This window comes from Chryseobacterium urinae, from assembly GCF_030518295.1.
Lineage (GTDB): Bacteria > Bacteroidota > Bacteroidia > Flavobacteriales > Weeksellaceae > Chryseobacterium > Chryseobacterium mucoviscidosis.
Genome location: NZ_JAULSJ010000014.1, coordinates 78,020 through 92,249, shown reverse-complemented (window position 1 = coordinate 92,249; position 14,230 = coordinate 78,020). Strand labels below are relative to the sequence as shown.

The 14,230-nt window shown below is 35.8% G+C and carries 11 protein-coding genes; 6 read left to right on the top strand and 5 right to left on the bottom strand.

All coding sequences use genetic code 11. The features are described 5' to 3' along the window. Positions 1-4: 4 nt before the first annotated feature. Both QWT87_RS10960 and QWT87_RS10955 read right to left on the bottom strand, forming a co-directional pair. Complete coding sequence (locus QWT87_RS10960; RefSeq protein ID WP_302716111.1) at positions 5-901, bottom strand: peptidase associated/transthyretin-like domain-containing protein; 897 nt, start codon at positions 899-901, stop codon at positions 5-7. Positions 902-937: 36 nt separating this feature from the next. Next, on the bottom strand, positions 938-1,648 hold the full coding sequence (locus QWT87_RS10955) for a Dph6-related ATP pyrophosphatase (protein ID WP_302716110.1): 711 nt from the start codon (positions 1,646-1,648) through the stop codon (positions 938-940). A gap of 77 nt (positions 1,649-1,725) precedes the next feature. Between QWT87_RS10955 and QWT87_RS10950 the strand changes: the two genes are divergently transcribed. Further along, positions 1,726-2,949 carry a response regulator transcription factor gene (locus QWT87_RS10950; protein WP_302716109.1) on the top strand — a complete coding sequence of 408 codons (1,224 nt, stop codon included), beginning with the start codon at positions 1,726-1,728 and terminating at the stop codon, positions 2,947-2,949. A 193-nt stretch (positions 2,950-3,142) separates the two neighbouring features. Continuing rightward, positions 3,143-5,074: a S8 family peptidase gene (locus QWT87_RS10945; RefSeq protein WP_302716108.1), complete on the top strand. Its 1,932-nt coding sequence runs from the start codon at positions 3,143-3,145 to the stop codon at positions 5,072-5,074. Between the two features lie 127 nt (positions 5,075-5,201). On the opposite strand, the gene QWT87_RS10940 is transcribed toward QWT87_RS10945, so the two are convergent. Both QWT87_RS10940 and QWT87_RS10935 read right to left on the bottom strand, forming a co-directional pair. Beyond that, positions 5,202-6,242, bottom strand: a complete 1,041-nt coding sequence (locus QWT87_RS10940) for a hypothetical protein (RefSeq protein WP_302716107.1) — start codon at positions 6,240-6,242, stop codon at positions 5,202-5,204. 130 nt (positions 6,243-6,372) lie between these two features. Further along, positions 6,373-9,720, bottom strand: coding sequence for a methylmalonyl-CoA mutase family protein (locus tag QWT87_RS10935; protein WP_302716106.1), 3,348 nt, complete (start codon positions 9,718-9,720; stop codon positions 6,373-6,375). Positions 9,721-9,906: 186 nt separating this feature from the next. On the opposite strand from QWT87_RS10935, the gene QWT87_RS10930 reads away from it, so the two are divergent. Further along, positions 9,907-11,478: a toxin-antitoxin system YwqK family antitoxin gene (locus tag QWT87_RS10930; RefSeq protein ID WP_302716105.1), complete on the top strand. Its 1,572-nt coding sequence runs from the start codon at positions 9,907-9,909 to the stop codon at positions 11,476-11,478. A gap of 5 nt (positions 11,479-11,483) precedes the next feature. After that, complete coding sequence (locus QWT87_RS10925; protein ID WP_302716104.1) at positions 11,484-11,816, top strand: hypothetical protein; 333 nt, start codon at positions 11,484-11,486, stop codon at positions 11,814-11,816. On the opposite strand, the gene QWT87_RS10920 is transcribed toward QWT87_RS10925, so the two are convergent. Continuing rightward, positions 11,813-12,928, bottom strand: a complete 1,116-nt coding sequence (locus tag QWT87_RS10920; protein WP_302716103.1) for a DUF3667 domain-containing protein — start codon at positions 12,926-12,928, stop codon at positions 11,813-11,815. The two genes, QWT87_RS10925 and QWT87_RS10920, sit on opposite strands and share 4 nt — an antisense overlap. A 328-nt stretch (positions 12,929-13,256) precedes the next feature. Here QWT87_RS10920 and rplM point away from each other — a divergent pair, with 328 nt between their 5' ends. Further along, a complete protein-coding gene (gene rplM / locus QWT87_RS10915) occupies positions 13,257-13,712 on the top strand; it encodes a 50S ribosomal protein L13 (protein ID WP_027381190.1) in 456 nt (151 codons plus the stop codon). Positions 13,713-13,717: 5 nt separating this feature from the next. Further along, positions 13,718-14,104, top strand: a complete 387-nt coding sequence (gene rpsI / locus QWT87_RS10910; RefSeq protein WP_072883409.1) for a 30S ribosomal protein S9 — start codon at positions 13,718-13,720, stop codon at positions 14,102-14,104. Positions 14,105-14,230: the final 126 nt, after the last annotated feature.

Here is a 14,230-nt window from a genome sequence, read left to right as displayed (position 1 = left end):
ATTCTTATTTTACAAAAACAATAAAAATGTCTTTTACGAGATCACTTTCGGTGAAAAATTTAGTATAAGGTTTCGGGATGTAATGAATATCGTATTTGCTGCTGTACAAAGAATAACTTTTGTTGTACAGTTTGTAATCAAGTCTCTTACCGTGCAGAAAAACAATTGAATTTTCTTCGGCATACGGTGGACCGAAACTGACTTCTCCCAACTCTTTATAAGTTCCATTGTCCGGAAGTTTGATCACTGTATTCTGTCTGAGTTCATTTCTGCTGAAAACTTTCAGCTTTTGATCGAAATTATAAGAAAAAGGGCTGAATTCTAAAAGATAATTCTCTTCCTGAGCTAACTCCTGAGGAATTTCCAGTGAATAAAAACCGTCTTCGTTAGTTTCGGTGGAATATACTTTATTAATGGTGATTAAATTTACATACGCTTTTACGGGTTTGCCTTCTTCGCTGGTTACAATTCTTCCGGAGGCTGTTAATTTTTCACTTCCGTCCGTTTTTTTTCTTTGAGTTTTCTCTGTGGATAAATTTTTTCCGGAAAGGATAACCTGAGTTTTTGAAACATCTTTGGTCTGCGCAGGAAGCGTATTCGCCAAACTCGCTGTTAATGCAATTCCTGCAGCAACTTTAGTAAAAGTATTTTTTCTGTGGGAAATATTTTCAGGAATTGAAATGATCTCTTCCCGTTTTTGTTCAGGCTTTTTGTTCACAAGTATTCCGCAGAATTTTTCCCCATGATTTCGTTCTGTAATATCTGAAATTTCCGAGTGGCTAAGCTTGGTAAGATCATACACTTTTTTGGAACAGAGACCGCAAAATTTTCCTTCCGGAATATCGCGCATGTTTTCCAGAGATTCTTCACAGGACTTTTCAATTTTAAGATAAGGTCTCATTGGTTTAGTTTACACAAAAACGGAAAAGCACAGAAATTATTTTACAATGAGATCGCAGAACCAGAAAACATATTCGTCATCTTCGCTGTTTTCATCAGATTTCGGTTTCGGATATGTTTTTTTTACAATTTCTCCGATCTCGAATTCAACAGGATTTTTAAAAAGAGGTCCGTTAAAAGTAAAAGTGTGAAATTCTCCATTTTCTCCGCATACATCTACATTTTCAGGTAAATCTTTAATAAAGTCTTCATCAATAATTCTTCCGGCAAAACTTTTATCGAGATAAGTCTCGTTTACGCAGACATCGATAGTTTTGAAACCCAGATCTAAAAATTCACGGATGAGGTCGGTTGTATTGATTTTCCATAACGGAAAGACTCCTTCCATTCCAATGGAGCGTAACTGGTCTTCGCGGTATTTCTTTAAATCTTCCAAAAAAATATCCCCGAAAATAGAATGGGTAATGCCTTGAGATTGTATTTCCGTCATAGTTCTGCCGATAATTTCTCGATACTCTTCCATAGAAGGTTCTTTGGGAAGTTCCATTTTAATTAAAGGAAAGCCTAGACTTTCTGCCTGTTTTTCAAGTAATGAAACATGAACGCCGTGCATGGAGATTCTCTGAAATTCTTTATTAATGCTTGTAAGCAGAGAGGTGACTTCAAATTTTTCTTCCTTTAAAATTTTATATAACGCTAAAGCAGAATCTTTTCCGCTGCTCCAGTTGAAAATGGCTTTTTTCTTCATATTTTTCTGATGTGAAATTAGCAAATTCTTCTTGCATTCTAACCACAGAATGATTTATTTTTGCGCATCACTGTGGTATGAAAAAAGTTATTTTAATTTTCGTTTTAATGAGTTGCTGCGTTTTCGGACAGAAAACCAATATATCGGTTTTGGAAAGCGAAATTTATTACAATAACCGATCCGGAAAACATCAGCTTTCGCAGGCAAAGCTTCTGAATTTGCTCGATGAAAAAAAGCTTTCAAAAAGAGATGAGGTAAAACTTAATTATCTCATGGCTGCGACTTTCCGCAGCATCAATGATTACGGTTCTTCGATAAAGTATTTAAAACGCGCCATGCAGCTCGCAGATCAGATTCAGAATCATGATTCGTTAAAAATAAATATACAGGCAGAAATGGCTTTTGCGTATTTCGATGATAATAAATATGGAGAATCTGAAAAGCTCATGATTGAAATCAGGGCAAAAAAGTATCAGAATCTTGATGAGAACAGCAAGGCATATATTATTATGCAGCAAGGCTACATCGATTTTCTGGCTAAAAAATTTGATGCTGCAGAGAAAAATTATTACGTTGCATTATCCATTCTGAAAAAAATATCCCAATGTAATCAGCCGGCAGTTTTAGTAAAAATGATGGAACTTCAGGGTACCAAAAAGAAGTTTAATTTAGTTGATCATCTGTATTCTCAATGTATTAAAATTGCGGATTCTTGTAAAATTTTAAAATATGAAGTATACGCGACAGAGGAAATACGCGAGATTTACCAGCATGCAAACAATAAAGAAAAGGTCTTTCAGTATACAAAAACGCTTGATTCTTTGAATCTTTTATTTAACCGGGAGAAAAAACTTGCGGATATGCATATTCAAAATGAAGAATTTCTGGAAAATAAAACCGAAAAACAGGAGGAAATCAGTTTGTTTACAATTATCATTTCGTCAATTGTTGTTGTGATTCTCATTTGTCTTGGTTTTTACTTTTGGCAAAGATCTAAAATCGAACAAGATGAAAAACTGAAGATGCAGAAGGAGCTTGAAGTCTTGAAGGAAGAATTAAGAATATTTTCTCAGGCTCAAATCTCGAAAAACCCCGAAAAGGAAGAAATTTTAAATACTGCAAACCTCAATCGGAAACAAAAAGAAATTCTTGATTTGATTGCAGGTGGTTTTACCAACAAAGAAATAGCCGATAAACTCTCGCTAACAGAAGCTACAATTAAATATCATATCAGAAATATTTATGTGGCATTGGATATTAAAAATAGAAAAGATATGCTGAAGAAATTTTCAAATAAGTAGAATTGTTTCTGCCCGCATTTACTTAAAAATAGAGTTAATTTTTATTTTACAATTAAATTTTACTGAATTTCAGTGGTTTAATTATTTTTTTAATCTTAGCTTAAATTTTTTTTTACAAGAAAACTATCCTTGCGGTGAGTGCATAATATCAAAAATTTACAGAGTTTTGCAGCATAAATAATGTTGTAAAACGATGAAAAAAAGTTTAGTTCTTATAGGGTTTCTGATAAGCATCAGAACTTTTGCTCAGACTTACGAGGAGCGCGCAGTCATTAAAAGAGATATCAACAGTACCGAAATTACCAATCTGAAAAACCAATTTGAGAAAGAATATCAGGAACAGCAGATTAAGATTCAGGCGTATTTGTTGGCAAATCCTTCAGCAAAAAAAGAGTTTACCATTGGTAAGAACTTTTACAGATTACAGAGAATAGATGCAGACGGACATCCGATTTACATCAATACAAAAGATGCAAATCAGGTTACCAATGCAAAGGTAAATTCACTGTATCAGGGAGGAAGCTTGGGTGTAAACATTACGGGAACCAATATGATTGCCGGTATTTGGGATGGAGGACAGGTGAATGCTTCTCACGAACTTCTTTCCGGTCAGGTTGCGATGCAGGCAAATCAGACTGTAAATACAGCCGGCGGAAACAACCACATGCAGGCAGTTGCGGGGATTATGGTCGGAAAAATTGTAACCAACAGTACAAATTCCTTAGCTTCAACTGCACGCGGTCTTGCACCAAACGCTACGGCAAAAAACTACGATTGGGATAATGATTTGACCGAAATGGCAACTTTTGCAGCTGATGGGTTTTTAATTTCAAATCATTCGTACGGTGCAGCTAATGATAATACAATTCCTGTTTGGCAATTTGGTGCGTATGATTTTACAGCGAAAAGCTGGGATATGCTTCTTAAAAATACACCAAACTACTTACCTTTTGTAGCTTGTGGAAACGAGCAGACCTCAAATGGCAATATGTCTGCTGGAGGATTTGATATTATGACAGGATCTTCAGCTTCTAAAAATGTTGTAACGGTAGGTGCGATAAATTTAGACAATTCAATGTCAGATTACAGCAATTGGGGACCGACGGACGATGGCAGAGTAAAACCTGATTTGGTAACACTTGGTAGTGAAATCAACGTTCCTTTGTACACCGGAAACAATACGTATACAGGTGTTGTAGCCACTTCTTCAGGTACATCATATGCAGCTCCTGCAGCGGCAGCAGCGGGTCTTTTGCTTCAGCAATACTACAAATCGATTTTCGGAAACTATATGAAGGCTGCTTCATTAAAAGCTTTAATGCTTCATACAGCCGACGACGCGGGAAATGCAGGTCCAGATGCGAAATTCGGATGGGGAATTTTAAATGTTGAAAAAGCTGCACAAACTATTAAGCAGTTGCAAAGCGGTGGAAGCGCGAAATTGGTAGAGTTCACAACTAATCCAACGAACGATTCTAGTAGCGAAATTTCTACAAACGGTGTTGCAGCTGGTTCTTCTGCAAGAGCTTCCATTTGCTGGACAGACGATGATGGAGCCGAACAAGTGTCCGCAGACGGTGTAAATCCTACTACTAGCAGACTTGTTTATAATTTTGATATCCTTTTCAGGCAAATGTCACCTCTTATTAATGCAAGACCTTTTGCGCCGCTTAGTGTATCAAGTCCAAACACAGTTGCAGCCGTAGCTTCATCATGGTTTGGAAACAATGTAGACAATTACAAACAGGCAAATATTAGCAGCACAACAGCCAACAGTAATTTAATTCTTTACGTAAGAAAGTCTTCAGCTTCGCCTTCTATGGTAAGAAATTTCAGCGTGCTTATAACAGGTTTGAAAATTACAAGTGCGACGCTTGGAACGAAGGATGTAAAATCAGCAAAAAATATCGTTTTCTTCAGCAGAGATGATTCAAAAATTAAGATGATTTCGAATGATCAGTCTACAGCTTTTGGAGAATATAAAATCTTTGATATGTCTGGAAAATTAGTTCAGTCGGCAAAAGAAAAATCGAATGAGATTTCTTTCGGCGTAAAAACAAACGGTGTGTATGTTTTGGTTTACGAGACAAAAACAGGTTCTGAGACTTTCAGATTTAAATTATAATACAAAGATTGTTTCAATTATTTTTAAAAGAAATCCGCTTCTTTATCGGAGGTCACTGAAAAACTAACCAAAAATCAAAAGAGGCTGTCTAAACTTTTTAGACAGCCTCTTTGTTAAAAAATACTTGTTAATATTTTTTGGACTGAATTTCTTTAACGGGAATAAATGCTCCGTTAATATAATCTATTTTCTGTTCAAAAGGATAAGCCGGATTTGATGTCATTAAGACTCCCACAACGCCGAAAAACATTCCGATACTCAAGTTTCCGATATTAGGACTTCCGGATCTTAATTTTCCTACGAAATAATAATCGTTGTCTCTTTTTTCTGCCTTCGTGAAAAGATTTTCGATAGGAAGATAAACATACAATTCTCCTTTGTAAACAAGGGCATACACATCATCTTTCTTTATTTCTTTTTCTTTTCCGTCTGCTGTTTCAAATATTCTGTGAATTTTGGGTTGGTTTCCGTAAAATTTAACGCTGCTGATTTCCTGTTGAGGCTGCTGGTTTTTCAGTGAAGTATAATCTTTGTACAGTCCGTCTTTCAATTCAGAAGAATTAAAGAGACTGATTGATTGTTTATAGGCATCATCAAAATTTTTAAGCTGTTCCCACGTGTAACGCTCTGTTGTATTAGGTTTTCTGGATGCATTTTTAGCAATAAATTCTCCCAGCATTTCACTGCCTTTTCTTAAAATTTCTTTCGTTACATCGGCTGATTTATGCTCTGTTACGGTATCTGTTTTTTCGAGTAAGGAGTAGGTTCCGTCATCATTTTTTGCAAAAAGAAAACCCTGGAAATAACAATACCCAAATTCTGTAAATGCTTTTGAGACTTCAGCAAAATACAATTGTTTAAGATATAAAACCAGGCTTCCGTTTTCTGCATTTTCTCCGTTTATGTTGTTTAGAACATTTTGAAACTGATCAGAAAGGGGAGAGGTTAGAACTACTCTTGCTTTTGCGTTCAATGCACCCTGCTGCACAATTCCAACATTTGTTGTATCAATTCTGGCATCAATAATTGTAATGGTTTTATAATAGCTTTTCTCTGCTTTTTGAAAAGGCAGGATAATCGTAAAATCTTCCGTTCGCTTCTGGGCAAATAAAATGGCAGATAAACATAGGAATACAAATAGTACATTTTTTCTTAAAAATATTTTCATGATGGTTGTTTATTTTATTTTACTAACGGTTTAAATGGATGATTAGTCTATAAAAGTATAAAAACCTCAAAGAAAATTCCCTGAGGTTTGATTTATAAATCGTAAAAAAGGTAGCTGAGCGAAGTCGAAGCTACATATTTCTTCTATACTTCCCACCCACTTCAAACAAAGCATTGGTAATCTGTCCAAGAGAACAGTATTTCACAGCATCCATCATCACTTCGAATAAGTTTTGCTGATTGATCGCGGCATGTTGCAGTGTTTTCAGGGCGGCTTCCGATTTGTCTTCATTGGATTTCTGGAAATTATGAAGCATTTCAATCTGGAACTGCTTTTCTTCCTCCGTTGAACGGATAACTTCTCCCGGACGAACCGTTGGCGAACCGTCTTTTCCTAAGAACGTGTTCACTCCGATAATCGGATATTCTCCGGTATGCTTCAGCCATTCGTAATGCATCGATTCTTCCTGAATTTTCGAACGTTGGTACATCGTTTCCATCGCTCCCAAAACGCCGCCTCTTTCAGTGATTCTGTCGAATTCTGCGTACACGGCTTCTTCCACCAAATCCGTCAATTCTTCAATAATAAATGAACCTTGTAGCGGATTTTCATTTTTCGCCAATCCTAACTCTTTATTGATAATCAACTGAATTGCCATCGCTCTTCTTACCGATTGCTCAGTAGGAGTCGTAATTGCCTCATCATAAGCATTGGTGTGCAATGAATTACAGTTGTCATATATCGCATAAAGCGCCTGAAGTGTTGTTCTTATGTCATTGAAATCAATTTCCTGAGCGTGAAGAGAACGTCCCGAAGTCTGGATGTGGTATTTCAGCATCTGGCTTCTTTCGTCGGCTCCGTATTTCAGTTTCATCGCTTTTGCCCAGATTCTTCTTGCCACACGTCCGATTACTGAATATTCAGGATCAATACCGTTGGAGAAGAAGAACGATAAGTTCGGTGCAAAATCGTTGATGTCCATTCCTCTTGACAGATAATATTCAACATAGGTGAAACCATTTGCCAATGTAAATGCCAACTGAGAAACCGGATTGGCTCCTGCTTCCGCAATGTGATATCCTGAAATGGAAACAGAGTAGAAGTTTCTTACTTTTTCTTTGATGAAATATTCCTGAACGTCGCCCATTAATCTCAAAGCAAATTCAGTTGAGAAAATACATGTATTCTGCGCCTGATCTTCTTTTAAAATATCTGCCTGAACGGTTCCACGAACAGTTGCGATGGTTTTTGCTTTAATTTCAGCATACACATCGGCAGGAATGACTTCATCTCCTGTAATTCCCAGTAGTTTTAAACCTAAACCGTTATTGGAAGGCGGCAATTCTCCGTTGTATTTTGGTCTTTCTAAACCTTTATCGTCGAATTTCGCTTTCAAAACTTCCTCAACCTTAGCCTCAAGTTTATTCTCAGCAATATATTTCTCCACATTCTGGTCGATCGCTGCATTCATAAAGAAAGCCAATAACATCGGAGCCGGACCGTTAATCGTCATTGAAACCGAAGTTAATGCATTCACCAGATCAAATCCTGAATAGAGTTTTTTCGCATCATCCAAAGTCGCAATAGAAACGCCCGCATTTCCGATTTTACCGTAAATATCCGGTGGTAAAGCAGGATCCTGTCCGTAAAGAGTTACCGAGTCGAAAGCCGTAGATAAACGTTTTGCCGGCATTTCCGCAGAAACGTAGTGGAATCTTCTGTTGGTTCTTTCAGGACCTCCTTCTCCGGCAAACATTCTTGTTGGATCTTCTCCGGTTCTTTTGAAAGGATAAATTCCCGCAGTGTATGGGAAACTTCCCGGAAGATTTTCCTGACCTTTCCATTTGATGAGATCGCCCCAGTCGTTGTATTTTGGTAATGCAATTTTCGGAATTCTTAGGTGAGATAAAGATTCTGTTGAGGTTTCAACCTTAATTTCTTTTCCTCTTACGAAGTAGGAATAAAATTCAGCTTTAAAAGCCTCTTTCGTATCATCCCATGTTTTAAGGAAGTCGATATTTTCCTGTTGAAGTTCTTTTTCAGCTTTTTGATATTCAGCATCTAATGTTTCATTGGAAAGGAAATTTTTAACGCCTTCAATATGATACATTTTTCTTGCCAGTTCAGCCTGTTTTTCAACATTCGCATCGTATTGTCTGTTGTTTTCAACGATTTCAGAAAGATAACGGACTCTTTTTGGCGGAATAATCGTTACTTCGTCTGTAATTTCCTGTTCAACAAATGTTTTTAAATTTAAATCAGCAAATTTATCGTTGACTTTAGAAACTAATCTGTTGTATAATTCTGTTGTTCCGTGATCGTTGAACTGAGATGCTTTTGTGGCATACACCGGCATTTCATCCAATGGCTGTTCCCACAACAGGTGGTTTCTCTGGAACTGTTTTCTTACGGCTTGAAGCGCATCAAGAGCGCCACGTTTGTCAGATTTATTTAAAGCAACCAAATCTGCATAATCCAGCATATCGATTTTTTCCAATTGTGTGGAAGCTCCGTATTCCGGAGTCATCACATACATCGAAACATCCGCAAAATCGGAAACTTCCGATCCGGATTGCCCAATCCCTGAAGTTTCAAGAATAATAACATCAGGATGAGCCAGTTTCAGTACATTTAATGCAGAATGAATAAATGGAGAAACTGAAACGTTGTTTTCTCTCGTTGCCATCGAACGCATATAAACTCTCGGATCATTGATCGCGTTCATACGGATTCTGTCACCCAAAAGTGCACCTCCTGTTTTCTTTTTCGAAGGGTCGATGGAGATAATCGCAATTTTTTTGTCGGTATTTGAACGCAGGAAACGTCTTACCAGTTCGTCTGTTAAAGAAGATTTTCCCGCTCCTCCGGTTCCTGTGATCCCGATAATCGGAATATGTAAGTCTTTTGATTTTTCGTCGATCGCTTTTACCAGCTCAGGTTTTTCTTCTGAGAAGTTTTCAACTGCTGAAATGATTTTGGCAATGCTTGTCGAATTTTCAAAACTGATGGAATCCAGATCTTTTACATCAACATCTTTTCCTGTTGCGAAGTCTGATTTTTGAACCAAATCATCAATCATTCCCTGCAAACCAAGTTCACGGCCGTCGTCCGGAGAATAAATTCGGTCGATTCCGTAAGACATGATATCTTCGATTTCTTCCGGCAGAATTACACCGCCGCCACCGCCAAAAATTTTAATCTGCGGAGAGTTTTTCTCTCTTAAAAGGTCATAGATATATTTGAAATATTCGTTATGACCGCCCTGATAAGAAGTTAAGGCAATAGCGTTTGCATCTTCCTGAATGGCAGTATTTACAACTTCTTCTGCCGATTTGTCGTGTCCAAGGTGGATAACTTCGCATCCTGTTCCCTGAATCACACGGCGCATAATATTAATCGCAGCATCATGACCGTCGAATAGCGACGCAGCCGTCACGATTCTGACTTTATTTTTTGGAGTATATTTTTGGGTTTCCATAAAAGATTTAGAAAATTTCTGAATTTCCAAATATAATAATAAAATAACAACTTGTTTTATAGCTGTAAAGTATTTATTTCCATTTAGATAGTTGTGTTTGAAGGTGTTTTTTATTTACGTAATTATCAAATAATCATTTAGTATTCATAACCAAATCAATACTTTTGCATTCTATTATTTAAATCAATGAAAAGAATTTTAGTAATACTTGCCTTTTATGTTTTTTTTCTGGGATATTCTCAGAATAGAATTTATTTCGATGCAGAATGGAACTTAACGACCAAAGATAAAATGGTTTTTTACAGAGATGTCTCTAAGGAAAACGGGCTTTTTCATATTAAAGATTTTTTTAAAAGTGGGAAACTGCAGATGGAAGGAAATTCTTTGAATGATGGAAGGGATGGAGAAATTTATGAGGGCAAAGTAATCTGGTATTCTGAAAATGGGAAAGTCATCAAAACTGCAGAATTTTCAAAAGGAAAACAGATAGGAAAAGAAATTGAATATGATGAGAAACAAAGGATTATAAGTGACTTGAATTATAATAATGAAGGATATTCCGGTAAAAAATATGAATTTAAGGATTCTCCTGAACGCAGCAGATTAAATGTAAATTCCATTTGGGAATACGAAAATTCAGAAGTGGTAAAGTATATTGCTTTTGATGAAGATATAAAGGGCATAAGAAAGGAACAGGTTTTTAATCGAAACAATAGTGAAAGCTCTGAATTTTTTTATGATGAAAAAGGAATTTTAATAGGTGAAAAACGTTCTGCAGGAGGGGGGGATTATACAAAAACTGAGGTGGAGTATTATTATGATCCCATGAAAGTTTACCGGATCACAGAATACGATAAACGTGGATTGCAGCAGGTGGTAAAGGCATTTTATCCTGACGGAAAAATAAAATATGAAGAATATAACAACGAAAAAGCATTTAAAAAAGCGTATGATGAAAATGGTATTACAATTGGTAGTTTAACATATTATCCCAATTCTAAGTATAATACAATGCCTCTTGATGGAGATGATGTAATTTTTGATGAAGAAAGTTTTGCTTTAAAATCCATTGATCATTATGAAAACGGAATGTTAGTAAAAACCCGGGTTTTTTATCCCAACGGGGACACAAAAATAGTCTTTTATAATTCAGATAAAATTACAAAAACAGAATATTATGATTCAAATTCGGTTTTAAAGGGAACTATGATGTATGACGAAGAAGACAATCCTGTAAATGGAATTCGTTTTGATTTTTACAAAGGAAGAGAAACCAGATACGAAAACAGAAAATTAATATATGATAGAAGAACAGATGAGAATCATATTTTGACCTATGAAAAAATATTTAATCCTTCAAAAAAAATATTTGAGGTAAAAGTATTTAATAAAGACAGAACATTGAATTTCAGCTACGAACTTCCTGAAAATCCAGAAAAATTTACAACAACAGTTACAGTCTATGGGAAAAACAAGCCCCTGCAGCAGATAAAATTTTTAAACGGGATTATTCAGAATGGTAAAATTACTTTGCAGTACAAGGATTACAAAAAAGTATATGAAAGAAAAGGAAATTTTATTTTCGAATATACATATGACGAAAACAATACACTAAAGGATACTGTAAAAGCAGATGCAGACGAGCATTCCAGTTTTGCAATCGAAGAAACAGATTTTTTAAATATAGGAGATCAGCAGACGCGTGAAGTAATAAATTTACAACCAACTCCTGCTCCACCCCCAACTCCATTAAAATAACTCCAATGAAAAAAGCAATCTTATATTTCGCACTCGGAACGATTCTGAGTTTTTTAATTAATTATTTCTTTTACAGCTCAGAAAATATCGGGCTCGATATTTATTATGCCATTGCCTTTGGTTTTGCATGGGGAGTTGCCTATTATTTAGATACCCCGGATTTTACTCTGCCTCAAAAATTAGGATTGTCTTTTGTTGCCATGGGAATCTTGGTTCTTGTGGGCGTTTTAATTTTTAATCTGGAACTGGCAATTCCTTCCGTTCTTAAATTTTCGACGGTTTTTGTGGCGTATTATTTAATTGCAAGTTTCAGAGCAAATAAAACACTGCGCGATTAATGCATCGTCATAAAACTTACATACATTAATAGAAGGAACATGCAGAAAAGTCCGAATAAATTGACAATAAATAAAAGAATTCCTTTCATTACACTAATACTTCGTGCATTTTTGTAAACTCTGTGATGCGCTATAAAGAAATATACAAGCATATAAATGACGGCTGCGGAATAGAGTGAAAACGTTAAAGTGTTGAAAATCGTATTATCCGGAAGTAATGAAGTAAGTTCCGAAATGGTTATGATGATCAGAATTCCTAACAGCAGAAAGGAAAAATAATGAAGTGTGAAAATACCATGATCAAAATACCACCATTTCTTTTTATTGTGGAAAAGCCAGAGAAAGAAAGCAAAAATCGGCAGATAAACAAATAATGCTTTCGGAAGAGTGTGAACAATATTTTCAGTGAATTTTTCAAAGATCTGGTCTTTTTTCAATCCCTGTTCCTGAAAGTGAAATATTTTTTTTGCATAAGGTTTTAAAAATGCAAATACGGCTTTTTTATCCTGATTTTTAAGGCTTAAGGAATCGAACTGCTTCATGGTAGTAGCTCCCAGAATGCTCATTTTTCCGTCGGCTGTTTGTGTAAAAGTATCCTCTTCAGGATCGGTAGTATTTTTTTTGCTGCCAATTTTCAGGTCTTTTTCCGTCTTAGAACTAGATAAATCCTCTTTTATCAGTTGATCTTTTTGGAGCGAATATTTCAGACTGTCTGTAAATCGTGCAATTTTTTCGTCCTGTTCTTTTTCTTTCAGGATCTGCTCTTTCTTTTCGTTTTCTGAAAGTTCTTCTTCTGAACCGGAAAATAGAGTAGGGAGAAAAAAAGTAATAAAACTGATGAAAATATACAATTTTACAGGAGCAACGTACATTTGTCTCTTTCCGGCAAGATATTCTTTAGTTAATCTCCCGGGACGAATGAGTAAATATTTTATTGTTTTCCAGAATTGTCCGTCATAATGCGTGAAATCTTCAATGAAATGAGTGAAAAGATAATGGAACGGCTGTTTGGGTTCCGTATTTTCCTGTCCGCAATGAGGGCAGAATCTTTCTTCAACAATGTGTCCGCAGTTAAGACACGTTTTATCTTCTCTAATTTTTCCGTGGCTCATGATATAGATATGGATTTCAGCAAATATAATTATTTACAGAAATTAAATAATCATATTGATATGGTTTTGGATGAAAGTTTAAATTTAATTGGCATTTGTTGTTGAAATTTGATTGATTTTTAAATGATTTTTAAATTTGTAAGTAAATTTTTCAATTGGAATTTTCTTGTTTTTTTTAATTGTTTTTATACGATTAAGTCTTTCAGGTACTTAGGCTTAAACACACAATCAGCAGATTAAACGAAATATGTTTTTGCATTCTAAAAATAATTTGTACCTTTGCACACCCTTTTAAGGGAAAATTATGTTTAATCTTTAACTAAAACGTGTGAATACATTAAGTTACAAAACTGTTTCAGCGAACAAAGCTACTGCTAATAAAGAATGGGTTGTGGTAGACGCTGAAGGACAACCGTTGGGAAGACTAGCTTCTACGGTTGCAAAGATTTTGAGAGGTAAGCACAAAACGAACTACACACCTCACGTAGATTGTGGTGATAACGTAATCGTTTTGAACGCTGGGAAAGTAACTCTTTCCGGAAACAAGTGGAACGACAAGACTTATATCTGGCATACAGGTTACCCTGGAGGACAGAAGTCTATGACTGCGGCTGAACTTCAAAAGAAAGATTCTTTAAAAGTATTGGAAAAATCAGTAAAAGGGATGTTGCCTAAAAACAGACTTGGAGCTGCGATCCTTAAGAATCTTTACTTATATGAAGGAACTGAGCACAAACATGAAGCTCAACAGCCTAAAACAATTAATGTTAACGAATTTAAATAATTAATATGTCTACAGTTCACAAAATCGGAAGAAGAAAAACTTCTGTAGCAAGAGTTTATGTAAAGCCAGGAACTGGTAACATTACAGTAAACGGTAAAGATGCTAAAGAATACTTCTCTACAGATGTAATGGTTTACAAATTAAACCAACCATTTATCCTTTCTGAAACTGTTGGTCAGTATGACGTTACCGTAAATGTATTCGGTGGTGGAAATACAGGTCAGGCAGAGGCTATCAGATTAGGTATTTCAAGAGCTTTATGCGAAATCAACGCTGAGTTCAGATTAGCATTGAAGCCTGCTGGTTTACTTACAAGAGACGCAAGAATGGTGGAAAGAAAGAAGCCAGGTCAGAAAAAAGCAAGAAAGAGATTCCAATTCTCAAAACGTTAAGATTTGCTGTTGGCGAATGGCTTATGGTTGTTTGCTACAGAAATGTATTAATTTTTATTTAAACTTAATCTCGGCGAAAAGCCAATTGCCAAAAGCAAAAAGCCAACCGCCAATTGCCCGTTACGT

What these genes read in the sequence shown, in the direction of transcription:
- QWT87_RS10950 (WP_302716109.1), top strand. Translation starts at nt 1,726, where the DNA reads ATGAAAAAAGTTATTTTAATTTTCGTTTTAATGAGTTGCTGCGTTTTC.
- QWT87_RS10955 (WP_302716110.1), bottom strand. Translation starts at nt 1,648, where the DNA reads ATGAAGAAAAAAGCCATTTTCAACTGGAGCAGCGGAAAAGATTCTGCT.
- QWT87_RS10945 (WP_302716108.1), top strand. Translation starts at nt 3,143, where the DNA reads ATGAAAAAAAGTTTAGTTCTTATAGGGTTTCTGATAAGCATCAGAACT.
- QWT87_RS10930 (WP_302716105.1), top strand. Translation starts at nt 9,907, where the DNA reads ATGAAAAGAATTTTAGTAATACTTGCCTTTTATGTTTTTTTTCTGGGA.
- QWT87_RS10935 (WP_302716106.1), bottom strand. Translation starts at nt 9,720, where the DNA reads ATGGAAACCCAAAAATATACTCCAAAAAATAAAGTCAGAATCGTGACG.
- rpsI (WP_072883409.1), top strand. Translation starts at nt 13,718, where the DNA reads ATGTCTACAGTTCACAAAATCGGAAGAAGAAAAACTTCTGTAGCAAGA.
- QWT87_RS10920 (WP_302716103.1), bottom strand. Translation starts at nt 12,928, where the DNA reads ATGAGCCACGGAAAAATTAGAGAAGATAAAACGTGTCTTAACTGCGGA.
- QWT87_RS10960 (WP_302716111.1), bottom strand. Translation starts at nt 901, where the DNA reads ATGAGACCTTATCTTAAAATTGAAAAGTCCTGTGAAGAATCTCTGGAA.
- QWT87_RS10940 (WP_302716107.1), bottom strand. Translation starts at nt 6,242, where the DNA reads ATGAAAATATTTTTAAGAAAAAATGTACTATTTGTATTCCTATGTTTA.
- QWT87_RS10925 (WP_302716104.1), top strand. Translation starts at nt 11,484, where the DNA reads ATGAAAAAAGCAATCTTATATTTCGCACTCGGAACGATTCTGAGTTTT.